Source organism: Janthinobacterium sp. GW456P, assembly GCF_002127655.1.
Classification (GTDB): domain Bacteria; phylum Pseudomonadota; class Gammaproteobacteria; order Burkholderiales; family Burkholderiaceae_D; genus Janthinobacterium.
Genome location: NZ_NEHB01000024.1, coordinates 36,540 through 60,464 on the forward strand (window position 1 = coordinate 36,540; position 23,925 = coordinate 60,464).

Sequence of the window (23,925 nt, forward strand, 5' to 3'; positions counted from 1 at the left end):
GCTGGCCGCTGGCAAAAATCTGTTGACTTGGTTGTATAGACAACCTATGCTGGGAGTACCAGGGCGGACCACGCATGTCCGCTCGCACCCTACGAGGAGACAGCATGAACAGCACAATGGACACCGATCCACGCTTTGATGCCAGCCGTACCATCCGCGCGCCGCGCGGCACGGTCAAGGCTTGCAAGAGTTGGCAGGCCGAGGCGGCCTATCGCATGTTGCAGAACAACCTGGACGCGGAAGTGGCGGAAAATCCGCAGCACTTGGTCGTCTACGGCGGCATCGGCCGCGCAGCGCGCAACTGGGCCTGCTTCGACCAGATCCTCGCTTCCTTGCGCGCACTGGAAGACGACCAGACCCTGCTGATCCAGTCCGGCAAGCCGGTGGGCGTGTTCCAGACCCACGCGGACGCGCCGCGCGTGCTGATCGCGAACTCCAACCTGGTGCCGAAATGGGCGAATTGGGAACACTTCAACGAACTCGATCGCCAGGGCCTGTTCATGTACGGCCAGATGACGGCCGGCAGCTGGATCTATATCGGCACGCAGGGCATCGTGCAGGGCACCTATGAAACCTTCGCCGAGGCGGGCCGCCAGCATTTCGGCGGCGACTGGGGCGGGCGCTGGATCTTGACGGCGGGCCTGGGCGGCATGGGCGGCGCGCAGCCGCTGGCCGCCACCATGGCGGGCGCCGTCTCGCTCAATATCGAATGCCAGCAAAGCAGCATCGATTTCCGTTTGCGCACGCGCTACCTCGATAAACAGGCGGCCAGCCTGGATGAAGCCCTGGAACTGGTGAAATACCATACCGGGCGCAAGGAAGCCATTTCCATTGGCTTGCTGGGCAACGCGGCAGAAGTGCTGCCGGAACTGGTGCGCCGCGCCAAGGCGGGCGGTCTGGTGCCGGACCTGGTGACGGACCAGACCTCCGCGCACGACCTGGTCAACGGCTACCTGCCGCGCGGCTGGAGCGTGTCGGACTGGAAGGCGGCGCAGCAGGACCCGCAGCGCCACGCGCGCCTGACGGTGGCCGCCGCCGATTCCTGCGCCGCCCACGTGCAGGCCATGCTCGATTTCCACGCCATGGGCGTGCATACGGTCGATTACGGCAACAATATCCGCCAGGTGGCGTTCGATCAGGGCGTGCAGAACGCCTTCGATTTCCCCGGCTTCGTGCCCGCCTACATTCGCCCGCAGTTCTGCGAAGGACGTGGCCCGTTCCGCTGGGTGGCCCTGTCGGGCGACCCGGAAGACATCTATAAAACGGATGCGAAGATCAAGGAGCTGTTCCCGCACCACAAGCAGGTGCACCACTGGCTGGATATGGCGCGCGAGCGCATCGCCTTCCAGGGCCTGCCGGCGCGCATCTGCTGGCTCGGGCTGGGCGAGCGCCACATCGCTGGCCTGGCCTTCAACGAGATGGTGCGCACGGGCGAACTGAAGGCCCCCATCGTCATCGGCCGCGACCACCTGGACACGGGTTCCGTCGCCAGCCCGAACCGCGAGACGGAAAGCATGAAGGACGGCACGGACGCCGTCTCCGACTGGCCGCTGCTGAACGCCATGCTGAACACGGCCGGCGGCGCCACCTGGGTCTCGCTGCACCATGGCGGCGGCGTGGGAATGGGGTATTCTCAGCATGCGGGCATGGTCATCGTGGCCGACGGCACGGAAGGCGCGGCGAAACGCCTGGCGAGAGTGCTGGTCAACGACAGCGGCTCGGGCGTCATGCGCCATGCCGATGCCGGCTATGAAACCGCGGCCGCCTGCGCCAAGCGCAACGGCCTGATTCTTCCCATGATTCCTTGAGATTGATACGCGAATGACTATGACACAGCATGCCAAAAGTTGGACCCTGAAACCGGGCGCGATGACCCTGGGCGACCTGCGCACCGTCTGGGCCGCGCCTGCGAAACTGATCCTCGCCGCCGAGGCCTATCCCGTCATCGAGGCGTCGGCCGCCGCCGTGCAAGCCATTGTCGCCAAGGGCGACGCGGCCTACGGCATCAACACGGGCTTCGGCCTGCTGGCCAAGACGCGCATCCCCGACGAGAAGCTTGAGCAATTGCAGCGCAACCTGATCCTGTCGCATTCCGTCGGCACGGGCGAACTGCTGTCGGACGCCGTCGTGCGTCTGATCATGCTGATGAAGATCGGCAGCCTGGCGCGCGGCTTTTCCGGCGTGCGCCCGCTGATCGTCGACACCCTGATCGCCCTGTACAACGCGGGTATCATGCCGGCCATTCCCGCCAAGGGTTCCGTCGGCGCCTCGGGCGACCTGGCGCCGCTGTCGCACATGACCCTGGCCATGCTGGGCGTGGGCGAGGTGCGCGTCAACGGCGAATTGATGGCGGCGCCCGAGGCGCTGGCGCAGGCGGGCATCGCGCCCGTGGTGCTGGCGGCGAAGGAGGGCCTGGCCCTGATCAACGGCACGCAGGTGTCGAACGCGCTGGCGCTGCATGGCCTGTTCATGGCCGAGCGCCTGCTGGAAGCGGCCATGGTCACGGGCGCGCTGTCGCTGGACGCGGCCAAGGGCAGCGATGCGCCATTCGACGCGCGCGTGCACGCCGTGCGGGGACAGCCGGGGCAGATCCTGGCCGCGCAGATGTACCGCCAGCTGGTGGCGCACAGCGCGATCCGTGCCTCGCACCTGGAAGGCGACGAGCGCGTGCAGGACCCGTACAGCCTGCGCTGCCAGCCGCAAGTCATGGGCGCCTGCCTGGATCTGATCGGCAATGCGGGCCGCACCCTGCTGATCGAAGCCAATGCCGTCACGGACAATCCGCTGATTTTCCAGGATGGTCCCAACGGGCACGCGGAGATCGTCTCGGGCGGCAATTTCCATGCCGAACCGGTGGCCTTTGCCGCCGACACGCTGGCGCTGGCGATTTCTGAGATCGGCGCGCTGGCCGAGCGCCGCATCGCCCTGCTGATCGACGCCACGCTCTCCGGCCTGCCGCCCTTCCTCGTGCGCGATCCGGGCGTCAATTCCGGCTTCATGATCGCCCATGTGACGGCGGCCGCGCTGGCGTCCGAAAACAAGTCGCTGGCGCACCCGGCCAGCGTTGACAGCCTGCCGACTTCCGCCAACCAGGAAGACCACGTGAGCATGGCCACGTTCGCCGGGCGTCGCCTGGACGACATGGCGCACAACACGGCCGTCATCGTCGGCATCGAGCTGCTGGCCGCCGCGCAGGGCATCGATTTCCACCGTCCGCTGAAAACCTCGCCGCACCTGGAGCACGTGCACCATCAGCTGCGCCAGAAAGTGCCGTTCTTCGACGCCGACCGCTTCTTCGCGCCCGACATCGAAGCGGCCAAGCAGATGGTGCTGCACGGTGAATTGAGCGGCACCTGCAAGAATTTGTTCGCCCCGCTTTACGCTTAAGCGGGCGCAAGGAGACAAGCATGGATTTCCGCTTCAACGAAGGCAGCATCCCGCTGCTCGTGTCGATGCCCCACGTGGGCACCGACTTACCGGACGATATCGCCGCGCGCATGACGCCGCAGGCCCTCGTCAAGGCCGACACGGACTGGCATTTGCGCGAGCTGTATGGCTTCCTGCAGGAGATGGATGCGTCGGTGCTGTCGGCGCGCTGGTCGCGCTACGCCATCGACTTGAACCGCCCGCAGGAAGACACGAATCTGTACCCGGGCCAGGATACGACGGGCTTGCTGCCCAACGATACCTTCCATCGCGAACCGCTGTACCTGGCCGGCAAGGAACCCGATGCGGCCGACGTGCAGCGCCGATTGCAGCGCTACTGGGCGCCGTATCATGCGCAGCTGCGCGCGGAACTGGACCGCCTGCTGCGCGTGCATGGCGCCGTGGTGCTGTGGGATGCCCATTCCATCGCCTCGCATGTGCCGCGCTTCTTCGACGGCAAGCTGCCCGACCTGAACTTCGGCACGGCCGATGGCGCCAGCTGCGATGCGGGCCTGACGTCCGCCGTGGTCGATATCGCGCGCGCGCAGGATACATTTACCGTGGCCTTGAACGGCCGCTTCAAGGGCGGCCATATCACGCGCCATTACGGCCAGCCGGACAAGCGCGTGCAGGCGATCCAGCTCGAGATGTGCCAGTGCCTGTACATGAATGAACCTGGCATGGACGAGGCGGAGCCGTTCGGCTACCGGCCCGACCTGGCCGCGCAAGTGCAGCCGCTGCTGCGCCGGATGATGGAAGCGGCCGTGGCATTGGTGGCGCGTTGAACGGCTGTTTGTTCGCGCGCCATGCGCTGCTGCCGCAAGGCTGGCGCCGCGATGTGCTGCTGGAATGGGATGCGGCCGGCGACTTGACGGCGGTGACGGAGGGCGCCACCGTGTCGTCAGGCGTGGAAGTGGCCGAATATGTCTTGCCCGGCATGGTCAACCTGCATTCGCATGCGTTCCAGCGGGCGCTGGGCGGCATGACGGAAGTCGCCGGAGACGGCCCCGATAGCTTCTGGACCTGGCGCGAGCTGATGTACCGCTTTGCGCGCCACATCACGCCGGAGCAGGTGGAGGCCATCGCCGCGCAGCTGTTTGCCGAATGCCTGCGCCATGGCTACACGTCCGTGTGCGAATTTCACTACCTGCAGCGCGATGCGGCCGGCGCGCTGTATGCGCGTCCCGCCGAAACGGCCGAACGGGTGCTGGCGGCGGCGCGCCTCAGCGGCATCGGCATGACCATGCTGCCTGTGCTGTACAGCCATGCGGGCTTTGGCGCACAGCCCCTCAAGCCCGAGCAGGCGCGCTTCCGCACGGACGCGGATGACGTGCTGCGCATCATCGAGGCGCTGGCGCCGCAGCGCGGCGGGCAGGTGGAAGTGGGTTTCGCGCCGCATTCGCTGCGCGCGGCCGGCGTGGCGCAGATCCGCGAAGTGGCGCAAGCGCTGCCCGCGGATCGCCCGATCCACATCCACATCGCCGAGCAGCAGGGTGAGGTGCGCCAGTGCCTCGACTACAGCGGCCGGCGCCCGGTGCAGTATTTGTACGAGCAGCTCGACGTCGATGCGCGCTGGTGCCTCGTGCATGCCACGCATGTGCAGCCCGACGAGGTGGCGTTGATTGCCGCCAGCGGCGCTGTCGCGGGCCTGTGCCCGACGACGGAAGCGAACCTGGGCGACGGCCTGTTCCCGCTGGCCGAATTCATCGCCGCTGGCGGATCGTTTGGCGTCGGCAGCGACAGCCACGTGTCGCAGTCGCCGGTGGAGGAATTGCGCTGGCTCGAATACGGCCAACGCCTGCAGCGCCAGCAGCGCAATGTCGCCGCCACGCCCGAGCGGCGGCATGTGGGCGACTATCTGTGGCAGGCAGCCCTGCGGGGGGGCGCGCAGGCGTCCGGGCGCAGGCTAGGTGCCCTGGCGCCGGGCTGCCGCGCCGATGTGCTGGTGCTCGACGACGCGCATGTGAACCTGTGCGGCGTGGCCATCGCCGACGTACTGGGCAGTTTTATCTTCTGCGGCAACGACAAGCTGGTGCGCGACGTGCTGTGCGGCGGCCAGTGGCAGGTGCGCGATGGGCGCCACGTGGCGCAGGACGCGATCGCCACCGCCTACAAGCGCGCCCTGGTGCAGCTGAGGGCACTCTGATGGCGACCTTCATCCCACAGGAATACCTGTGCGCCGCGCCGTGGAAAAATGGCGGCGGAAGTACGACGGAAATTGCCATTTCTCCCCCGGACGCCGGCTTCGACGATTTTGACTGGCGTATCAGCCTGGCGACGATCACGGCCAGCGGGCCGTTTTCCAGCTTTCCCGGCATCGACCGCAGCCTGATGCTGGTCGATGGCGACAGCGTGCAGCTGACGCTCGACGGCACGCGCAAGGTGACCTTGAACGCGGCGCAGCCGATGCTGTGGTTTCCCGGCGAAGCGGCCGTGGTTGCGCAGGTCAAGGGGCCGACGACGGATTTCAATGTAATGACGCGGCGCGACCGCTGCCGCCATCAGCTGGAAAAAATCACGGCGCCGGTCAAGCTGGCGCGGCGCAGCGGGGCGACCCTGCTGTTCGTCGCCGGCGAAGGCCACGTGCTGGCGCGCGGTGGCGAGCAGCAGTTCGCGCTGGCCCGTCATGACGCGCTGCTGCTGGACGCCGACGACGCGCCGGACTGGCGGCTCGAGGCCTTGCAGCGCACGGCCGTGTTCCGCGTCGACCTGTTCATCTAGGAGAGAAAAGCCATGCAAGACTGGGATATGGTCATCCACAACGTCCACCTGGCCACCATGGAGCATGGCTACGGCGAGCTGCTCGACGCGGCCATCGCCGTGAAGGATGGCCGCATCGCCTGGTACGGACCCGGCGACGAGCTGCCGGCCAGCGGCGCGGTGCTGCATGACGGCCAGGGCTGCTGGCTGACGCCCGGCCTGATCGACTGCCATACGCATGTCGTCCACGCGGGCAACCGCAGCGACGAATTCGAGGCGCGCCTGAACGGCGCCAGCTATGAAGACATCAGCCGCGCCGGCGGCGGCATCATGTCCACCATGCGCGCGACGCGCGCGGCCAGCGACGATGAATTGCTGCGGCAAAGCCTGCCCCGCGTGCTGGCGCTGTTGGCCGAGGGCGTGACGACCCTGGAAATCAAGTCCGGCTACGGTCTCGATGCGGACAGCGAGGCGAAGATGCTGCGCGTGGCGCGCAGGATAGGCCAACAGCTACCGGTGTCCGTGCGCACCACCTTCCTCGGCGCGCATGCGCTGCCGCCCGAATACGCGGGACAGCCCGACGCTTATGTCGAGCTGCTGTGCGCGCAGATGCTGCCCCGGCTGGCCGGCGATGGCCTGGTCGATGCCGTCGACGCCTTTTGCGAGCGCATCGGCTTTACGCCAGCGCAAACCGAAAGGGTGTTCGAGGCGGCGCAGGCGTTGGGCCTGCCCGTCAAACTGCATGCGGAGCAGCTGTCGGACCTGGGCGGCGCGGCGCTGGTGGCCCGCTACGGCGGCCTGTCGGCCGACCACCTGGAATTCCTGTCGGACGAAGGCATCGCCGCCATGGCGCAGCATGGCACGGTGGCCGTGCTGCTGCCGGGCGCCTATTATTTTTTGCGCGAGACGCAGCCGCCGCCTGTTGCGGCATTGCGCGCGGCCGGCGTGCCGATGGCCGTGTCCACCGATTGCAATCCGGGCACGTCGCCGATGACGTCATTGCTGCTGGCGATGAACATGGCGTGCACGCTGTGGCGCTTGACGCCGCAGGAAGCGCTGGCCGGTGTTACGTGCCATGCGGCGCGCGCGCTGGGCTTGCAGCAGGAAACGGGCAGCCTGGCAGTGGGCAAGCGCGCCGATTTCGCCCTGTGGCGCATCGCGCGCCCGGCCGACCTGGCGTATGCGCTGGGCTTGAACCCGTGCGCGGGCGTGGTGCACGGCGGTGTCTGGCGCGCGCCGGTGGTAAGCTTGCCGGATTGATCATCCGTCCTGGAGCGCCGCGTGCGTCTTGCTTACTTGCTGTTGTTACTTGTCTTCGCCGCCGCGCCCATGTCCTCCCTTGCCATGGATGGCGGCACCCTGAAGGTGGGTTCGAAGCGCTTTACGGAATCGTACATCCTCGGCGAAATCGTCAAGCAGAGCGCCGCGCCGCACGTCAGGGCGGAACACCGCCAGGGTCTGGGTAACACGGCCATCGTGCTCGCCGCGCTGCAGGCGGGCAGCATCGACTTATATGCCGAATACATGGGCACCATCGCCAGCGAAATCCTCAAGCACGACAAAGCCATCGACCTGGCACAGATGCGGCGTGAGCTGGCGGCGCTGGGACTGGGCGTGGCCGTGCCGCTGGGCTTTAACAATACGTATGCGCTGGCCATGCGCGGCGATGAAACCTCCATCGCCAGCCTGGCGCAGCTGGCGCAGCACCCGGCCTTGAAGTTTGGCCTGTCGCATGAATTCATCGGCCGCGTCGATGGCTGGCCTGGCCTGGCCGCGCGCTATGGCTTGCCGCAGCGCCCGCGCGGACTCGATCACGGCATTGCGTATGAAGCGCTGGCGCAGCGCCAGGTGGATGTGATCGACATCTATTCGACGGACGCGAAGATCCGCCAGTACGGCTTGCGCGTGCTGGCTGACACGCAGCAGTATTTTCCCCGCTACGACGCCATGCTCCTGTATCGGCTCGACCTGCCGCAGCGCTTTCCTGCCGCCTGGCAATCCTTGCAAGGATTGCAGGGGCGCATCAGCGAGGGCGACATGATCGCCATGAATGCGGCCGTGGAAATCGACGGCAAGAGCTTTGCCGGCGTGGCGCGGCAGTGGCTGGCATCGGGCACGCGGGCCAACAAACCGGCCGCCGCGCGCGGCAAGCTGCTCGATAAAATCATCGGCGACGATCTGTGGACCCTGACGCGCCAGCACCTGACGCTGGTGCTGCTGTCGGTGGCCCTGGCGTGCCTGATCGGCATTCCGCTGGGCGTGCTGGCGGCGTTTTCGGCGCCGCTGCGGCAAACCGTGCTGGCTTTCGTCGGCGTGCTGCAGACGGTGCCGTCGCTGGCCCTGCTGGCGATATTGATTCCCGTGCTGGGCATGATCGGATTGGTGCCGGCGCTGGTGGCGCTATTCGTGTACGCCTTGCTGCCCATCGTGCGCAACACGTGCACGGGCATCTTGCAGGTGCCGCAAGGCTTGCGCATGGCGGCGCTGGCGCTGGGCTTGAGCCGGCGCGACCGCCTGCTGCACGTGGACTTGCCGCTGGCCTTGCCCGTGATGCTGGCGGGCGTGAAAACGGCCGCCGTGATGAGCGTGGGCACAGCCACCATCGCCGCCTTCATCGGCGCGGGCGGCTATGGCGAACGCATCACCATCGGCCTGGCGCTGAATGACAACGACATGCTGCTGGCCGGCGCGATCCCCGCAGCCGTGCTGGCCCTGCTGACGCAAGGCCTGTTCGAACTGGTGGAGCGTTGGGCCGTGGCCGGCCGGCAGCGCTGACGGCATCACGGTTACAGCGAGTGCAGTTTGGAGCGCACCGAGACGACGGCCTGGTGCAGGATGCGTTCGGCCTGGAAGTCGTTTTCGCGCTGTTCGGCGATGGCTTGCAAGTCGCGCGTGTAGCGTTCCAGGCGGGAACGCAGGTAGGCGCGGTAGATCTTCATGACGAGCGGTTTGGCAGAGACATTCATGATGTGGCTCCCGGATGCGAAATGATGCGTTCATTTTGTGTGAGCGGAATGCCGCCACTTTGCGTCATATCAAACGCCATGACCCCGTCGAATTGGCGCGTTTGACATTGCGCAATGCCCCCAACGTCGCAGATGCCACACTGAATCTTCCCTGCTCGCCTGGACATCATCAGCCGCGAGCCCTGATCCCATCAAGCATACTCAAGGAGCGTCGCATGGTCATTTTTGCCGTGGTTGCTGGCTGCATCGCCTGCCTGACAGTGTACCAAATCTATAAAAATGCGCAGGGGGGCAGTGGGGTTGCGCAACAACATATCGGCTTGCACGGCACATTGATTGAACCACGGAAATAATCAGTGTCATCCGAGCGACACTTGGTGACACTTGGTTAGCAGATTTAAGTCAAATGTAAGGCCCGGTAAGCAAATGTAAAGGTCTGCGCCATCGCAAGCGGCTGCGTTTATATTGATAACCGTTGATTGCATTCTCCCCCTCCCACTTGACAATGGGTTCACCCCGCGGTGCCGCTAGCCCGCGGGGATTTTTTTGGGAACTTACTGCGCGGCGCGCCTTGCGGCCTGCGATGCTCACTGCCTCGGCGGCCCCGTACCTGCGTACAGTTCCGCTTCTCGGCCACAAATCGCATCCGCTCGCTACAGTTCCCCCATCAGGCCGATGTCGGCGTTCCTGTCGACAATTGCGTCAAGGCATCGCCGGCGACCCGGCAGATACGCCAGTCCGGCATTACGTCCGCGCCCATGCCCTTGTAGAAGTTGATCGCGTTTTCATTCCAGTCCAGCACCGACCATTCGAAGCGGCCGCAATCGCGTTCGACTGCCAGTTGCGCCAGCGCCACGAGCATCTGCTTGCCATAGCCCTTGCCGCGCACCGATTGCTTCACATACAGGTCTTCCAAGTACAGCCCCTTGCGGCACAGGAAGGTGGAAAAGTTGTGGAAGAACAGGGCGAACGTCACTACTTCACCATGTTCCTCGCCCACCAGCGCTTCGCACGCGGGGTGCTTGCCGAACAGGCTGTCGTGCAGCATGGATTCCTTGGCGATCATCATGTGCTCGAGTTTTTCAAACACGGCCAGTTCATGGATCATGCCGAAGATGGCGGTCACGTCGGATGCGGTCGCGGGACGGATGGCGAGGGAGGAGGAGGTGCTCATGTTGCCTTTGTTGATGGAGTGGTGGAAAGGGAAGCGATGCTGCTCGTCTTGCGCGCGCCCGACGTCAGGGCCCAGGCTACGCTGGACAAGCACAGCACCATGCCCGCCCATTCGATGGGGGCGGGCCGGTAGTGTTCGAACTGCACCGACAGCAGCACGGAAATGACGGGCGTGACGACGCCGATATACACGGTCTTTTGAGTGCCGATGCGCGCGATCAGGGTGAAATACGCGCTGAAGGCGATCACCGAGCCGAAGATGGCCAGGTACAGCAATCCCATCCAGTAACTGGGGCGCGTGGGCAATTGCCAGGACTGGCCCGTGGCGATGGCCCAGCAGGCCACCATCAAGGTGCCCCACAGCATGGTCCAGGCCATGGTCAGCATCACATTGCCGGACTGTTCGCGCACTTTCATGACGAGGGCATTGCCCACCGTGCTAGACACGGTGGCCACCAGCGCCAGGATAAAGCCGAGCAGAAAATGGCCGTTGCCGCCGCCCAGGATATCTTTGAGCGCCGCGCCGATGGACTGGTAAAACAGCAGCACGATGCCGCAGATGGCGACAAACGCCGCGCAGCAGGTGCTCCAGGTGATCGGCGTGCCGAAGGCAATGCGGTTGAGCAAGGGCGTCCAGAACACCATCAACGCGAACAGCACGCTGACGAGGGCCGACACCAGGTATTGCTCCGAGCTGTAAGTGCACACATAGCTGAGGGCAAACGAGGCCAGGCCCTGCAGCAGCATCCATTTTTGCGCGCGCCAGGGCAGGCGCAGGCGGTTGCCGCGCACGGCGCACCAAGCAAACAGGGTGGCGGAGGCGAGGCCGAAGCGGTAGACCACGGAAACGGCGGGAGCGACATCGCCCAGCTGCAAGGTGATGGCCCAGAAGGTGGAGCCCCAGATCAGGCAGGCAATGATGAACAGGAGAGGAGAGGACATCGCGCAAGTATACGGGCATCGCGCAGCGATGGCGAGTGCGGTCGAGCTTGCTCGATGTGTTGCCAAGAAACACCAGGCATTGAGCCAGCGCAGTGCTTCTGGAAAATATTGAATTTATGAAAATATTTACATTAATATCAAGTAGCTATTTTCCGAATTGCATCTTTGAAGGGGACCGCCATGCCAGCCTCACTGCACATCAAAGTATGGAGCGTGCTTGTGTATGTCGTCGTGACTGCTGTGATTGCCATTTGGCTGCACCCTTCTGCCTTGCTCGCTGCCGGCGCATTCGGCTGAGCGCATGCGCCGGCAAGCAGATCAGTGGGTGACGCGGGTCTTGCGGCCGTCCGACAGCAGGCGCACGCGCTCGCCCGGACGGAACAGTTCGTCCGCGTCTTGCACGATGGCGCGCATGTCGCCATTGTCCAGGCGCACGGTGATTTCCAGGCCGGGTTTGTTGGACGCGTTCGCTTCGATGCTCTTGCCGGCCATGCCGCCGGCAACGGCGCCGAGGATGCTGGCCGCAATGGCGCCCTTGCCGCCCCCGACTGTCGAGCCGGCCACGCCGCCCAGCGCCGCGCCAGCCAGCACGCCCGTGCCCGTTTCGCCCTTGTCGATGGTTACCTGGCGCACGGATTCAACCGTGCCCATGCGAACCGATTGTTCATTCTGCGCCTGGCGCGCGTTGTAGACATTTGCCGAGTTCGGTTGTACGGCGCAGCCGGCTAGGGTGGCGAGCAATGCCACGGCAATAATTGGTGCTTTCATGTAGGACTCCCTTGGACAAAAGTTGGTTGCCGATTGCGTCGACCGGCAGAGGATGACTTATCATAAGGACACTTGTCGCAGATAACTAGTTGCGAATAGTAAAAATCTGTTACCGGCCCCGCGTGACCGAGTAGCCCCGTGACCGTCTGCCGCTCAATACGCCAGCCGCAGGCGCCGGTATAAAAATCCCAGCACGAACAGCGGACCCACCAGCAAAAAGCGCAAGTCGTCGAGAAATGACGGTTTCTTGCCTTCGATTTGGTGGCCGATGAACTGGCCTATCCAGGCCAGCACGAACAGCGCCAGTGACGCGGGCAAAATGGTCAGCGGCGGCATGAGCAGCAGCAGGCCCAGCATGGCGGCCAGCATCGCCAACATGCCCGCCGCAAACGGGCGCGACAGCTTATAGTAATAGTATAAGGCCAGGATACTGCCGAGCAGCGCCACGCTGGGATGCACGCTCCACAGCAGCCCCAGCAGGCTGAAAACGATCAGCGGCACGCACACGATGTGCACCCATTCATTGACGTGGTTGCGGTGGCTTTCGCCATACTGGGCCAGCAGGGTGTCGATGGTGCGCATGGGTGTCTCTTGTCGAGGGGAGGGTGGTGCGGGAATTCTACACCGTCGCGTGGCCGGGTAAAATGCGCGTTCGTCTTCCCTTCCGGATATCCGATTTGAATCGCCCTGCCTTCCCGCCAGTCCACGCTGCCGACCCTGCCCACACCCGCAAGCGCTGTTTCGCCCCCGTCGTCGATGCCGGCACGCGCTTGCTGATACTGGGCAGCCTGCCCGGCGAAAAATCGCTGGCGCACAGCCAGTACTATGCGCACCCGCAAAACAAGTTCTGGATGCTGCTGGGCGAAGTGCTGGGCGTGGATTTGAAAAGCCTGCCCTATGAAGAGCGTCTGGCATGCTTGCTGGCGCATGGCGTGGGCCTGTGGGACGTGGTGGCGCAGGCGCAGCGCACGGGCAGCCTGGACAGCAATATCCGCGCCCGCGACGACAACGACCTGGTGGCCCTGGCCGCCAGCCTGCCGCAATTGCACACGATCGCTTTCAATGGCGGCACGGCCGCCAAGCTGGGCCTCAAGGTGCTGGGTGAGCACGCGCAGCGCTACCGCATCGTCAGCTTGCCGTCGAGCAGCCCGGCGTACACTTTGGCATATGCACAAAAACTAGTGGCATGGAAATCATTATCAGAATAAATTATCTGCAGTATCTGACTGGTGTTTTTTTTTGCGAATTAAGAGATTATAATAAATTTACATTAAATTATTTTCATGCGAGGAATATTTCATGTCGGAAAACGAATCGGCTACTAGTCGACGAGCCGAACAGGCTATAACATTGTTAGACCGGGTGGTGCAATATAGATGGGCTTTGCTTATTGTCTCTGTTGTGTTGGCAATTGATGATGCCTTGGTGATTTTTTTTAATAACGGAATTGCTAATTTTGATTTGCATCTGTCCAATGTTGCTGAGGGGGGCAAATTAATCCCTACTGGTGCTTATATAGTTTTTTTGGGCTGTTATGTATTTTTTATGGGTGCCATTTCACCAGTATTCCAAAATATTCTGGAATGGTTCATGAATCTGATTCGCTACTCAGATGTTTGGTATAAAATATTTGGTCATTCTGGTTCATATAGAGATTACCGTGAAAAGCTAAATTCTGGTTATGTTACTTTGTATGATGCGAAAAAGGAAGCTCTGAAGGAAAAAGATAGCTTTTGGATTGGAAGAGTTGAGGCAAGGAAGGATGAGAAAAGAAAGAGCGATAGTGAAGGGAAGATGCTGTCACAATTGTCGTTCTCATGCACATTTCTATTGTTGGTGAACTTACTGGCAGGGGATAATTCTTTTTCGAGCTTATTGTTAGAGTGGAATGTAATACAATCAATTATCTGGCATTGGATTGTTGATATTGTTTTTCTGCTGTCTGTTGGTGTTTTGATTTCGCCATGGCTTATATATTTCATGAGAAACGATGAATATTTTGATTGGATAGAGCATCCAGAAATGGCGGAAAAAAAATTGCGGGAAATGAAAAAGAAGGACTAGCAGGCATATTTAGAGTGCCTGCGAATACTGTTTTTTGTGATAAGTGAAGCTCAGAAGTGAGGTCGAAGTTTACATGCTTGCTGATCAACCTGCAGCCTTATGTCGCAGGTTGATCACTACGAAATCTCTAAATCGTAGCTTACTTTGTATGAGGGAAAATCTGTTCTAGCTGTGCGCGTAAATTTGTGTTTCCACCGGCTGCCCCTTGGCATCGAATTTCAGCGCCACGGACAGTTGCGTCACGCCGATGGTGGCCAGCGCGTCGCAGATGTCGTCGACTTCGTCCTGCAGGTCGGCGGCCAGGTCCAGCGGCTTGTCGGCGTTGTGCAGCAGCTGGCCGCCCGCCGTGCTGACGTTCACGCGCAGCAGCATTTCACCGTGTTCATCGGCCGGGCCGACGACCACCGAGACGTCACCGGCGTCCACCTTGTTTTCCGCCAGTGCATGGTTGATGCCGGACATCATCTGCAGCATCGCATATTCGCTCATGCCTTGTTCCTTGCCGCCGTGGAACAGGTCCTGGTAGAGGAAGCTCACTTCCAGCGCGCTGCCGGCTGGCGCCAGGCAGCGTTTCACCAGGTCGCCCACTTCCGTCGTCCACTGCTGGTAGCGGGCCATGCGCGCGTCGAACCAGGCGTCGAGCGCCGCTTCGTCCTGCGGTTCCGCATAGAAGGGGTCGTCCACGCGCTTCAAGGCAAAGCCCAGCAGGAAGCGCAGTTCGACGGCCGTGTCCTGCGGGCCGAAAGCCGTCGCGTTCCAGCCGACGATGCTGCTTTCCAGGCCTGGCGTGGCGACGATCTTCTTGTCCGTCATCGAAGCGTACGCGTCGCGCACCATGTCATGCAAATGGCTATACGTGATGCGGTCAATTTCATCGAGGTCGTAGGCATGGCTGATCAGGACCACCTTGGCCTTGGCGCTTTCCAGTTCTGCTTGCTGGAAACTTTTCACCAGCGCTTCGAACGCGTCCTGGTCCTGGAAGCTGTCCGCTTCCTTCAGGCCGCCCGTGCTTTGCACCAGCAGGGGCACGACGAAGGCGTTGATTTCCATGGCCGGGGCATTCTCGCGGCGGATCACGGAAATGGACGCCGCTTCCTCGATATGGCTGCGCAAATACTGGTAGGCGCCCACGTCTTCGTACTTGGCGCGCTCGATGGCGTCGTACAGGATTTCATCCTTTTTCTGGTTCAAGGCCTTGCGGATCAGGCGGCCGAATTCGACGGCTTGCTCGGCCAGCACCGTGCCCTGCGATTCGCTGTCTTCCTGCTCCGCCAGGTTCAGGGCCATCGTGCACAGCATGCGTGTGACGGCTTCATCCTTGTCTTCAGGCGTGTTGGCGGATTTACGGGGGACAGGGCGCTTATTTTTGGGCATGGCGATCAACAGGTTAAGAAATACGGTTCAGGCAAACGGAAACGGGCGCCAGGGCTTTGCCGGGCGCCGGGACGGATCATACAGGCGGACGCTACCGCCTGATACCTCAATGGTCGGTATCGAACATCTCGTGCAGTTCGTCGAGCAGGTCGGCGGCTTCTTCCTGCGACAGGCCAAGATGCTGGCAGGCAAGTTCGCCGCCCTTGTCCCACTCGAGCGAGGTACTGTTGCCATGGTAGCGCTGAATGCCCTTTTCGGCCAGCAGCGACAGGGCGACGAGCGAGCGGATGGCGTCGTCCGTGGACGGGTCCGCCAGCACCGTGTAGTCGTGGTGGTGCAAAATCGCCCACGAGACATCGGAGGACAGGCCCCAGTTGCGTGCCAGCAAGCAGCCGATGGCCGCGTGGTTGGTCTGGTGGCGCGCGTCTTCCAGTGCTGTAAAGCAATTATGTGCATCGTTGGCCGCCGCCGCGTACGTGTTGACATAGTCGGGGAAGCGGTTCATCAAGAGGGGCACGCCGATATCGCAGAACAGGCCGAAGGTGTGGGCGATGTCGGGCGGGGCGATGCGCAGCTTGCGCGAGGTAAATACCAGCGCGCGCGCGCGCTTGGCCGACACGTCCCAGAAGTGGGTCAGTTCCACGCCTTCCGCTTCCAGCGCCTGGCGCGCCAGCAAGCCCGTCATCATGGCGCTGCACTGGTTGATGCCGAGAAAGTTGATGCCTTGCTCGACGGACTTGGCCTTGCGCGCGGCGCCATAGAACGGCGAATTCGCCAGTTTCAGCAGGGCGCCCGACATGCCGACGTCGTCGGCGATGATGCGCGCGATGCGGCGCGGCGACGGGTCTTGTTCGGCCAGTTCGCGCTGCAAGTCGACCAGCAGGCTGGGACGCGGCGGGATACGGATGGAACGCATCAGGGCGTCAACCGGATCTTCCTGCACTACCTGCTTTTGCGCTGCCGCTCTCATCATCACGCTTTCATCATCATTTTTGTGCCCGGTGCTTATTCTGTGCGCGCTGCCGCTGCCCGCTTCATGAGCGTCTGGCGCAGTGCCCGACGATTATCGCTGTTTATGGGCAGCAATAGTTCACATCTGCAATATATTGTCGCAAAAATCCCTGTTTTGGCCTGCTCCCGTTGCCATTTCCGTCATGTCATGACACTGTTCACTCAGGAATCCATGATGAAAAAATTAAGTTTTATTTGTTTTTAAGGCGGGAGTGAGGCGTGCGGCGAACAGTGCGGCGATACAATTGCTGGATGAAAAAAATCCTCGCGGGTATCGATTTTGCGGACGATTCCAGCAGCGTGGCGCGCCAGCTGATCGGCGTGACCGTGCTGGTGGACGGCGTGGGCGGGCGCATCGTGGAAACGGAAGCATATGACCGGCTGGACCCGGCCTCGCACACGTATGGCGGCATGACGCCGCGCAATGCGGCCATGTTCGGCCCGCCCGCGCACGCCTATGTCTACCGCTCGTACGGCATTCACTGGTGCTTGAACTTTGTGTGCCGCGAAGCGGGCCATGGCGCGGGCGTGCTGATCCGCGCCATCGAACCGCTGGCGGGACTCGATACCATGCGCGAACGGCGCGGCGTCGAGGATGTCCGGCTGCTGTGTTCGGGGCCGGGCAAGGTGTGCCAGGCGCTCGGTGTGAGCCATCTGCAGAACCGGCTGGCGCTCGATGCGCCGCCGTTCATGCTGCTTGCCCGCGAGGACGAGCTTGCCGTACAGGCGGGGCCGCGTATCGGCATTTCCAGGGCGATGGAGACGCCGTGGCGTTTCGTGCTGGCAGGCTCGCGTTACCTGAGCAAGCCGATGCGCGCACCTGTCATTGCGTCAGCTCGCTAGCCGCGCCGGCGCCGGGGCGCATCCTTGGCCTTACGCATGCCGGCCATGCCGCGCAGCGGACTATGCAGTGCGCGCCGGTCCTGGGCCGGCGTCCTGGCGGGGTCTTGAAAGGCGTCGTCGTCCAGGCCGGCGGGCGTGGCCGGCGCGGCTGGATCCAGGGTAAAGACGCTGACCGCCGCCGACAGTTTGACGGCCTGGTCCTGCAAACTGGCCGCCGCTGCCGCTGCCTGCTCCACCAGGGCCGCATTTTGCTGCGTGACGTCATCCATTTGCGCGACGGCCTGGTTCACTTCCGTGATGCCCGACGCCTGCTCGGCGCTGGCCTCTTTCACGCGCTGGATGATCTCGTTGACTTGCTGCACCGAGGCCACGATGGCGCCCATGCTGTCGCCCGCCTGCTGCACGGCCACGCTGCCGCCATCGATGGTGGTGACGGAGGTGGCGATCAGGGTCTTGATTTCCTTGGCCGCCTGCGCCGAGCGCTGCGCCAGGGTGCGCACTTCCGACGCCACGACGGCAAAGCCCCGGCCTTGTTCGCCCGCGCGCGCCGCCTCCACCGCCGCATTCAGCGCGAGGATATTGGTCTGGAAGGAAATACCATCGATCACGCCGATAATATCCACGATCTGGCGCGAATTGGCGCGTATCGTCGCCATCGTCGCCACCGCTTGCTGCATCGATGCTCCCCCTTGCACGGCCAGGGTCGACGCTTGTCCCGCCAGCTCGCAAGCCAGCTGGGCATTGTCCGCATTGTGGTTGACGGCTGCCGTCAAGGTTTCCATGGCGCTCGATGTTTCTTCCAGCGAACTGGCCTGCATTTCCGTGCGCGCCGACAGGTCCAGGTTGCCGGTGGCAATTTCGCGCGAGGCCGTGTCGATCGATTGCACGGCGCCCATGATGGTGCGCAAGGTCTGGTTCAGGTGGGCGATGGTCTGGTCCAGCACGCGCGACGTGGCGGCGATTTCATCATTGCCCGGCTTGGAGGCGCCGGCCATCAGCTTGCCCGCCGCCAGGTCTTGCACGGCGTCGGCAATGCCGCGGATTTCCACCAGCATGGCACGGCGCACCAGCATGGTCACCACGATGGAGACGAGGATGGACAGCAGGACCGTCAGCAGCAAGCTCCAGCCCAGGCTGCGGAACTCGGCGCTGGCCGTCGCGTGGGCCTGGCTGCTGAGCGTTGTTTCCAGGGCAGACAGTTGCGCCAGCTGCGTATTGAACTGGACGAATTGGGTTTCCGCCTTGAGCATGGAGTTGGTGGCGATCGACTGGTCCATCTGCGCCATTTCCATGGTTTCCAGCACCGCCTTGCGATAGCCGGCCAGGGCCGTGATGGCCGCATCGACCAGTGTGCGCTCGGCGCCCGTGGCCGTGGAACGCAGCGTGCCCAGCTGGGCGCCGATGGCCGCGTGGCGCGCCTTGATCTGTTGCTCCAGCGCGTCGAGGCGGGCCTTGGCGAAGCTCCCATTCGTCCACGACAGCAACTGGTACATATTGCCATGTACGTGCTTGGCCTCGCCTAGTACGTCCGCGGCCGCCTTCAAATGCGTAATGCGCACCCGCACCATGTTTTCCAGCGAGGCATTTTGCCGCACCATGCCATACCAGGCACCGGTCGAGCTGAGTATCAGCAACAGCAAGACCAGGGTGGGTGCCAGCAATAATTTTGGTCCGATGCGTAATTGATTGAGCATGCTTGACTCCCGGCGATGGCTGTTCAAACCGCAGGCGGCGCGCGGCGTGCATGCGCGCCGCCCCTGCCTTATTTTTTGTAGATGCCCGCTTCCAGCACCACATCGTTGACGCGCAGGATGTACGTGGTCTTCGGCTCGATCTTGCCGCTGGTGGGATTCTTGTACTGGTAATCGACCCAGCCCTTGCCCTGTTTCTGCGCCAGCTCGATGATTTCACGCCGATATTTCTTGCCATTTGCATCCGGCACATCCGTCAAATCCTTGCCCACGATGGAAGGATTGATCGGGTGGGCCAGCACGATGCCCGTCTTGATGTCGCGCATGTCCACATACAGCGATCCCTGCACGAAGTCCGGGTCTTTCGCCGTGATTTTCTTCATCATTTCTTCCTTGCCATGCGCCTTCATGAAGGCGGCGCCCCGTTCGGCCATGGCGATGGCGTCTTTTTCCGTTGGTTCGACCGCGGCACTGACGCTGCCGCCGGCAAATGCCAGGAACAGCAGGCTACCCGTGAATAAGCGTTTCATGAAAGCTCCTTGTGATATCGGGGGATGTGTTGCCAAGCCGTAATTTACGTCGCCGACAGTCCCATCAAATTGCGGTGGAACAAACTTAGGTGTTGCTTGTAGGCAGCATGCAACGTATCGACCGCTTGTTGATATGTAGCAATTTGGTTCCTATAGGCAAGAATTATGATGACTTTCGCAGCATGCCGAGCTGGACTGGCATGGAGCGGGGAAAACTGGAATTGGCCGATATACGGCCGATTTCCATGAAAGTTATCGCCATTTACAGGCAAGGAGCTGATCGTGTCCGCACTCATTACCGAGCCGTTTACACCCAAGTTCAAGCCGTACACGCGGCAAACCATTCAACAGGCGCGGCAGTGGAAATGGCTGCCGGAAGAGCAGCGCGAAGCCGTGCAAGTGGTCTCGCATGTCTTGCCATTTCGCACCAATGCATATGTGCTTGATCACTTGATCGACTGGAACAACATCCCTGACGACCCCATCTACCGCCTCGTCTTCCCCCACCGCGACATGCTGCCGCCCGAGCAGTACGCGCATCTGCGCGACCTGGTGCTGGTGCCGCGGGATAAGGACAAGGCCGCCATCGATGCCTATGTGCACAGCTTGCGCCTGGGCATGAATCCCCATCCGGCCGGCCAGATGACGCATAACGTGCCGCGGGTCAACGATGCGCCCGTGCGCGGCCTGCAGCATAAATATGCGCAGACGGTGCTGTTTTTTCCCAGCGCGGGCCAGACCTGCCATGCGTATTGCACTTTCTGTTTTCGCTGGCCCCAGTTCGTCGGCATGGACGACATGAAGTTCGATGCGCGCGAGTCGAACGAGCTGGCCGCCTACCTGAAACTGCATCCGGAAGTGACGGATGTGCTGATCACGGGCGGCGACCCGATGATCATGAACACGCGGCAACTGGCGGCCTACCTGGAGCCGTTGCTGGCGCCGGGCCTGGAACACATCCAGAACATCCGCATCGGCACCAAGGCGGTGGCGTATTGGCCGCAGCGCTTTGTCTCGGACCGCGATGCGGATGATTTGCTGCGCCTGTTCGAGCGCATCGTGAAGGCGGGCAAGAACCTGGCCGTGATGGGCCATTACAGTCATGCCGTCGAGTTGCGCCAGGATATCGCGCAGCAAGCCGTCAAACGCATCGTGTCCACGGGGGCCACCTTGCGTATGCAGGGGCCGCTGATCCGCCACATCAACGAAGACCCGGCGAGCTGGGCCGAGCTGTGGCAGACGGGGACGCGCCTGGGGGCGATTCCGTATTACATGTTTGTGGAGCGGGACACGGGTCCGCGCGGCTATTTCGAGTTGCCGCTGGCGAAGGCGCACGAAATTTTCCAGGCCGCCTACCAGATGGTGTCGGGTCTGTCGCGCACGGTGCGGGGGCCGTCCATGAGCGCCTTTCCCGGCAAGATCGTCATCGACGGCATCGTCACTATTAATGGGGAAAAACTATTTGTCCTGCAATTCTTGCAGGCACGCAACCCGGACTGGGTGCGCCGGCCGTTCTTTGCGAAATTCGACGCGGAAGCGACGTGGATGGACGATTTGAAACCCGCGTTCGGCCACGATAAATTCTTCTTCGAGACGGATGAACCTGTGCCGCAGCTGCCGCATAAAATCATCCGCCTGGCACAGGCTGCCTGAGCATGCACGCGGCCGGTGCGCCCGCCCGCTCCGGCGTGGCCGTGTTTTGCCTGGTGTTCCTGCCATTCGCGCTCGGGCATTACCTGTCGTGCCTGCTGCGCGGCGTCAATGCCGTGCTGACGGCGGAATTGCTGGGCGCCATTGCGCTGACGCCAGCGCAGCTGGGCCTGCTGACCAGCGCCTTTTTTCTCGCTTTTGCGCTGGTGCAATTACCAGTCGGCATGGCGCTGGACCGCTACGGCCCCCGCACGGTGCAACTGTGGCTGCTGGCGCTGGCGGCCCTGGGCGTGTGGCTGTTCAGCCGGGGCCACAGCTTTGCCGATCTTGTGTGGGCGCGCGCCCTGATGGGGGCGGGGCTGGGCGGCTGTTTCATGGCTGCCGTGAAAGCGATCTCGTGCGCCATCGCGCCGTCGCGCCTGCCTTCCGTGCATGGCTATCTGATCGCCGTGGGCGGCCTGGGCGCGGCCACGGCCACCATGCCCGTCAAGCTGGCCCTGCACTACACGGATTGGCGCGGCGTCTTCCTGGGCCTGGCGCTGGCGGCGCTGGCCGTCGGCTTGCTGATCCGCTTGCTGTCGCCGGCCATGCCCGCGCCTGCCGCAGGCATGAACAAGGTGAGCAAGGTCGGCGTCTGGAGCGTGTACCGCGATCCCGGCTTTCGCCGTACCATCGCACTGATCCTGTTGCCGCACACGGTGTTCTTTGGCGTGCAGGGATTGTGGGTGGGGCGCTGGCTGGCCGACGTGGGCGGCTTGTCCGATGACAGCGTGGCGTATTTGCTGTACCTCGGCATGGCGGCCGTCATCTTCGGCGCCATCGGCATGGGCATGCTGACGGAATGGGCTGGGCGGCGCGGCATTGCCCCTATGCAAGTGGCGGCCGCCGGCATCGTCCTGTTTGTTTGCGTGCAAGTGGCGATGGCGTGCAATGTGGTGCCCAGCCTGCCGTTGCTGTCCGTGCTGTTTACCTTGCTGGGCACGGTGACGGGCCTCGACTATGCGATCGTCGCGCAAAGCATGCCCGCCAGCCTGACGGGCAGGGCGGCCACCTGTTTGAATTTGCTTATTTTCACGGGCGCCTTCCTGGTGCAGGCGGGCTTTGGCCTGATCCTCGGCTGCTGGCCCCTGAACAGCCAGCAGCAGTACCCGCCGCAGGCGTACCAGGCGGCGTTTGGCGTGCTGGCGGCCTTGCAACTGCCGGGACTTGCGATGTTTTTCATCAACCGCTACAGGCGTGCCGGGCCATCCGGTAAAATGGCAGCCTGCACAGCGGCAATGATCAACTCCAAGGAAGACTATGAAACTCGTTCGTTATGGACGTCCAGGCAAGGAAAAACCGGGCCTGATCGATGAAGAAGGCAAACTGCGCGACCTGTCCGGCGTGATTGCCGATATTGACGGCGCACAACTGTCCGACAAGGCCTTGCGCAAGCTGGCCAAGCTCGACGAAAAGACCTTGCCCCTGGTGCGCGGCAACCCACGTTTCGGCGTGCCGCTGGCGAAAGTTGGCAAGTTCATCGGCATCGGCCTGAACTACGCGGATCACGCGGCCGAATCGGGCATGCCGATCCCGGCCGAACCTATCGTCTTCATGAAGGCGATCACTTGCCTGAACGGCCCGGACGACAATGTCGTGCTGCCGAAAGGCTCGAAAAAGACGGACTGGGAAGTGGAGCTGGGCGTCGTCATCGGCACGCGCGCGCAGTACGTGAGCGAAGAGGATGCCCTGAAATACGTGGCCGGCTATTGCGTCGTCAACGATATTTCCGAGCGCGCGTTCCAGCTGGAGCGGGGCGGCCAGTGGGATAAAGGCAAGGGCTGCGACACCTTCGGCCCCGTCGGCCCGTGGCTGGTGACGCGCGATGAAGTTATCGACGAGCAAGACCTGGACCTGTACCTGGAAGTCAACGGCAAGCGCATGCAGACTGGCAATACGCAAACCATGATCTTCACGGTGGCGCAGATCGTCAGCTACCTCTCGCAATTCATGACCCTGGAACCGGGCGACATCATCGCCACTGGCACGCCGCCGGGCGTAGGCCAGGGCCGCAAGCCGCAGCGCTTCCTCAAAAAAGGCGACAGCCTGCGCCTGGGCATCGCCGGCCTGGGCGAGCAGCAGCAGGACGTCGTCGCCTGGACTGCCTGATGGCCGGTAGCGATATCGACCGCTTGCCCGCGCTGCCGCTGGACCGGCTCGACCCGCAGCAGCGCGCCGCCGCGCAAGCCATCATCGATGGTCCGCGCGGTGCCCTGTACGGCCCCTTCGTGCCGCTGATCCGCAGCCCCGAGCTGATGGAAACGGCGCAGCGCATGGGCGAGTATTTGCGCTACCGCAGCGCCATCGGCACGCGGCTGTCGGAGCTGGCGATCCTGGTGACGGCGCGCCAGTGGGACCAGCAAGTCGAGTGGGCCATCCACGCGCCGCTGGCCGTGCAGAACGGCATCGCGCAAGCAGCCGTGGACGCCATCGCCGCACGCCGCGCGCCGCCGGCCCTGAAGGAAGATGAGCAAGCCGTGCACGACTTTTGTATCGAGCTGCAGCAGAACAAGCGCGTCAGCGATGCCACGTATGCGCAGGCGCTGGCGCTGTTTGGCGAGCACGGCGTGGTCGACTTGATGGGCATCAATGGCTATTACACCTTCCTGGCCATGGTGATGAATGGCGCGCAGACGGCGGTGCCGGCCTTGGGCGTGCCGCCCATGCCCGCCTGATTAGAGGAGTTCTTCGGGCAAAGATGGACAAAGTGTAATGAAGTTGCAATTATTCAATATATAATTTTGCTTC

General features: G+C 62.8%; 24 protein-coding genes. 15 read left to right on the forward strand and 9 right to left on the reverse strand.

What is annotated here, in order from left to right; genetic code table 11:
- The first annotated feature begins 104 nt into the window (after positions 1 to 104).
- The 7 genes from hutU (at position 105) to CBW66_RS20340 (ending at position 8,901) form a co-directional block, all read left to right on the forward strand.
- Positions 105 to 1,808 (forward strand): urocanate hydratase, encoded by a 1,704-nt coding sequence (hutU, locus tag CBW66_RS20310; RefSeq protein ID WP_086137193.1) that lies wholly within the window; start codon positions 105 to 107, stop codon positions 1,806 to 1,808.
- 19 nt (positions 1,809 to 1,827) lie between these two features.
- The gene (gene hutH, locus CBW66_RS20315) at positions 1,828 to 3,387 is read left to right on the forward strand and encodes a histidine ammonia-lyase (RefSeq protein WP_086137192.1); all 1,560 of its coding nucleotides are present in this window, start codon (positions 1,828 to 1,830) and stop codon (positions 3,385 to 3,387) included.
- Positions 3,388 to 3,407: 20 nt separating this feature from the next.
- Entirely contained in the window at positions 3,408 to 4,211 is an 804-nt protein-coding gene (gene hutG, locus CBW66_RS20320; RefSeq protein WP_086137191.1) for an N-formylglutamate deformylase, read from the forward strand.
- Positions 4,208 to 5,572 (forward strand): formimidoylglutamate deiminase, encoded by a 1,365-nt coding sequence (locus CBW66_RS20325; protein WP_230492091.1) that lies wholly within the window; start codon positions 4,208 to 4,210, stop codon positions 5,570 to 5,572. The genes hutG and CBW66_RS20325 overlap by 4 nt, the downstream gene beginning before the upstream one ends.
- The gene (locus CBW66_RS20330; RefSeq protein WP_086137189.1) at positions 5,572 to 6,147 is read left to right on the forward strand and encodes a HutD family protein; all 576 of its coding nucleotides are present in this window, start codon (positions 5,572 to 5,574) and stop codon (positions 6,145 to 6,147) included. The genes CBW66_RS20325 and CBW66_RS20330 overlap by 1 nt, the downstream gene beginning before the upstream one ends.
- Positions 6,148 to 6,159: 12 nt before the next feature.
- Positions 6,160 to 7,386: an imidazolonepropionase gene (gene hutI / locus CBW66_RS20335; protein ID WP_086137188.1), complete on the forward strand. Its 1,227-nt coding sequence runs from the start codon at positions 6,160 to 6,162 to the stop codon at positions 7,384 to 7,386.
- Between the two features lie 69 nt (positions 7,387 to 7,455).
- Positions 7,456 to 8,901 carry a glycine betaine ABC transporter substrate-binding protein gene (locus tag CBW66_RS20340; RefSeq protein WP_086137234.1) on the forward strand — a complete coding sequence of 482 codons (1,446 nt, stop codon included), beginning with the start codon at positions 7,456 to 7,458 and terminating at the stop codon, positions 8,899 to 8,901.
- A gap of 11 nt (positions 8,902 to 8,912) precedes the next feature.
- On the opposite strand, the gene CBW66_RS20345 is transcribed toward CBW66_RS20340, so the two are convergent.
- The gene (locus CBW66_RS20345; protein ID WP_034746290.1) at positions 8,913 to 9,092 is read right to left on the reverse strand and encodes a hypothetical protein; all 180 of its coding nucleotides are present in this window, start codon (positions 9,090 to 9,092) and stop codon (positions 8,913 to 8,915) included.
- Between the two features lie 14 nt (positions 9,093 to 9,106).
- On the opposite strand from CBW66_RS20345, the gene CBW66_RS28655 reads away from it, so the two are divergent.
- Positions 9,107 to 9,445, forward strand: a complete 339-nt coding sequence (locus tag CBW66_RS28655; protein WP_139841576.1) for a hypothetical protein — start codon at positions 9,107 to 9,109, stop codon at positions 9,443 to 9,445.
- 314 nt (positions 9,446 to 9,759) lie between these two features.
- Here CBW66_RS28655 and CBW66_RS20350 read toward each other — a convergent pair whose 3' ends face one another.
- From CBW66_RS20350 to CBW66_RS20365, 4 genes are all read right to left on the reverse strand, one after another.
- A complete protein-coding gene (locus CBW66_RS20350; protein WP_086137187.1) occupies positions 9,760 to 10,266 on the reverse strand; it encodes a GNAT family N-acetyltransferase in 507 nt (168 codons plus the stop codon).
- Positions 10,263 to 11,207 carry a DMT family transporter gene (locus CBW66_RS20355; RefSeq protein WP_086137186.1) on the reverse strand — a complete coding sequence of 315 codons (945 nt, stop codon included), beginning with the start codon at positions 11,205 to 11,207 and terminating at the stop codon, positions 10,263 to 10,265. The genes CBW66_RS20350 and CBW66_RS20355 overlap by 4 nt, the downstream gene beginning before the upstream one ends.
- A 318-nt stretch (positions 11,208 to 11,525) precedes the next feature.
- Entirely contained in the window at positions 11,526 to 11,975 is a 450-nt protein-coding gene (locus tag CBW66_RS20360; protein WP_034780449.1) for a glycine zipper 2TM domain-containing protein, read from the reverse strand.
- 153 nt (positions 11,976 to 12,128) lie between these two features.
- Positions 12,129 to 12,557, reverse strand: coding sequence for a DUF962 domain-containing protein (locus CBW66_RS20365; RefSeq protein ID WP_070224221.1), 429 nt, complete (start codon positions 12,555 to 12,557; stop codon positions 12,129 to 12,131).
- A 95-nt stretch (positions 12,558 to 12,652) separates the two neighbouring features.
- Here CBW66_RS20365 and CBW66_RS20370 point away from each other — a divergent pair, with 95 nt between their 5' ends.
- Positions 12,653 to 13,183 (forward strand): DNA-deoxyinosine glycosylase, encoded by a 531-nt coding sequence (locus CBW66_RS20370; protein WP_086137185.1) that lies wholly within the window; start codon positions 12,653 to 12,655, stop codon positions 13,181 to 13,183.
- A 91-nt stretch (positions 13,184 to 13,274) separates the two neighbouring features.
- Positions 13,275 to 14,039: a hypothetical protein gene (locus CBW66_RS28660; protein ID WP_139841575.1), complete on the forward strand. Its 765-nt coding sequence runs from the start codon at positions 13,275 to 13,277 to the stop codon at positions 14,037 to 14,039.
- A gap of 165 nt (positions 14,040 to 14,204) precedes the next feature.
- Here CBW66_RS28660 and CBW66_RS20375 read toward each other — a convergent pair whose 3' ends face one another.
- Together CBW66_RS20375 and CBW66_RS20380 are read right to left on the reverse strand one after the other, a co-directional pair.
- On the reverse strand, positions 14,205 to 15,413 hold the full coding sequence (locus CBW66_RS20375) for a hypothetical protein (RefSeq protein WP_086137233.1): 1,209 nt from the start codon (positions 15,411 to 15,413) through the stop codon (positions 14,205 to 14,207).
- 106 nt (positions 15,414 to 15,519) lie between these two features.
- The gene (locus CBW66_RS20380) at positions 15,520 to 16,386 is read right to left on the reverse strand and encodes an HDOD domain-containing protein (RefSeq protein WP_070224224.1); all 867 of its coding nucleotides are present in this window, start codon (positions 16,384 to 16,386) and stop codon (positions 15,520 to 15,522) included.
- Between the two features lie 290 nt (positions 16,387 to 16,676).
- Here CBW66_RS20380 and CBW66_RS20385 point away from each other — a divergent pair, with 290 nt between their 5' ends.
- The gene (locus tag CBW66_RS20385) at positions 16,677 to 17,267 is read left to right on the forward strand and encodes a DNA-3-methyladenine glycosylase (RefSeq protein ID WP_086137183.1); all 591 of its coding nucleotides are present in this window, start codon (positions 16,677 to 16,679) and stop codon (positions 17,265 to 17,267) included.
- Here the strand turns inward: CBW66_RS20385 and CBW66_RS20390 are convergent.
- Complete coding sequence (locus CBW66_RS20390) at positions 17,264 to 18,961, reverse strand: methyl-accepting chemotaxis protein (RefSeq protein ID WP_086137182.1); 1,698 nt, start codon at positions 18,959 to 18,961, stop codon at positions 17,264 to 17,266. The two genes, CBW66_RS20385 and CBW66_RS20390, sit on opposite strands and share 4 nt — an antisense overlap.
- 68 nt (positions 18,962 to 19,029) lie before the next feature.
- Positions 19,030 to 19,488, reverse strand: a complete 459-nt coding sequence (locus CBW66_RS20395) for a cache domain-containing protein (RefSeq protein WP_086137181.1) — start codon at positions 19,486 to 19,488, stop codon at positions 19,030 to 19,032.
- Between the two features lie 282 nt (positions 19,489 to 19,770).
- On the opposite strand from CBW66_RS20395, the gene CBW66_RS20400 reads away from it, so the two are divergent.
- Genes CBW66_RS20400 through CBW66_RS20415 form a run of 4 tightly spaced genes read left to right on the forward strand, consistent with a single transcriptional unit; the run spans position 19,771 to position 23,852 of the window.
- Positions 19,771 to 21,141: a KamA family radical SAM protein gene (locus CBW66_RS20400; protein ID WP_170932837.1), complete on the forward strand. Its 1,371-nt coding sequence runs from the start codon at positions 19,771 to 19,773 to the stop codon at positions 21,139 to 21,141.
- 2 nt (positions 21,142 to 21,143) lie between these two features.
- On the forward strand, positions 21,144 to 22,493 hold the full coding sequence (locus tag CBW66_RS20405) for a nitrate/nitrite transporter (RefSeq protein WP_170932836.1): 1,350 nt from the start codon (positions 21,144 to 21,146) through the stop codon (positions 22,491 to 22,493).
- A complete protein-coding gene (locus CBW66_RS20410) occupies positions 22,438 to 23,286 on the forward strand; it encodes a fumarylacetoacetate hydrolase family protein (protein ID WP_086137179.1) in 849 nt (282 codons plus the stop codon). Before CBW66_RS20405 ends, CBW66_RS20410 begins: the two co-directional genes overlap by 56 nt.
- The gene (locus tag CBW66_RS20415; protein ID WP_086137178.1) at positions 23,286 to 23,852 is read left to right on the forward strand and encodes a carboxymuconolactone decarboxylase family protein; all 567 of its coding nucleotides are present in this window, start codon (positions 23,286 to 23,288) and stop codon (positions 23,850 to 23,852) included. The genes CBW66_RS20410 and CBW66_RS20415 overlap by 1 nt, the downstream gene beginning before the upstream one ends.
- Positions 23,853 to 23,925: the final 73 nt, after the last annotated feature.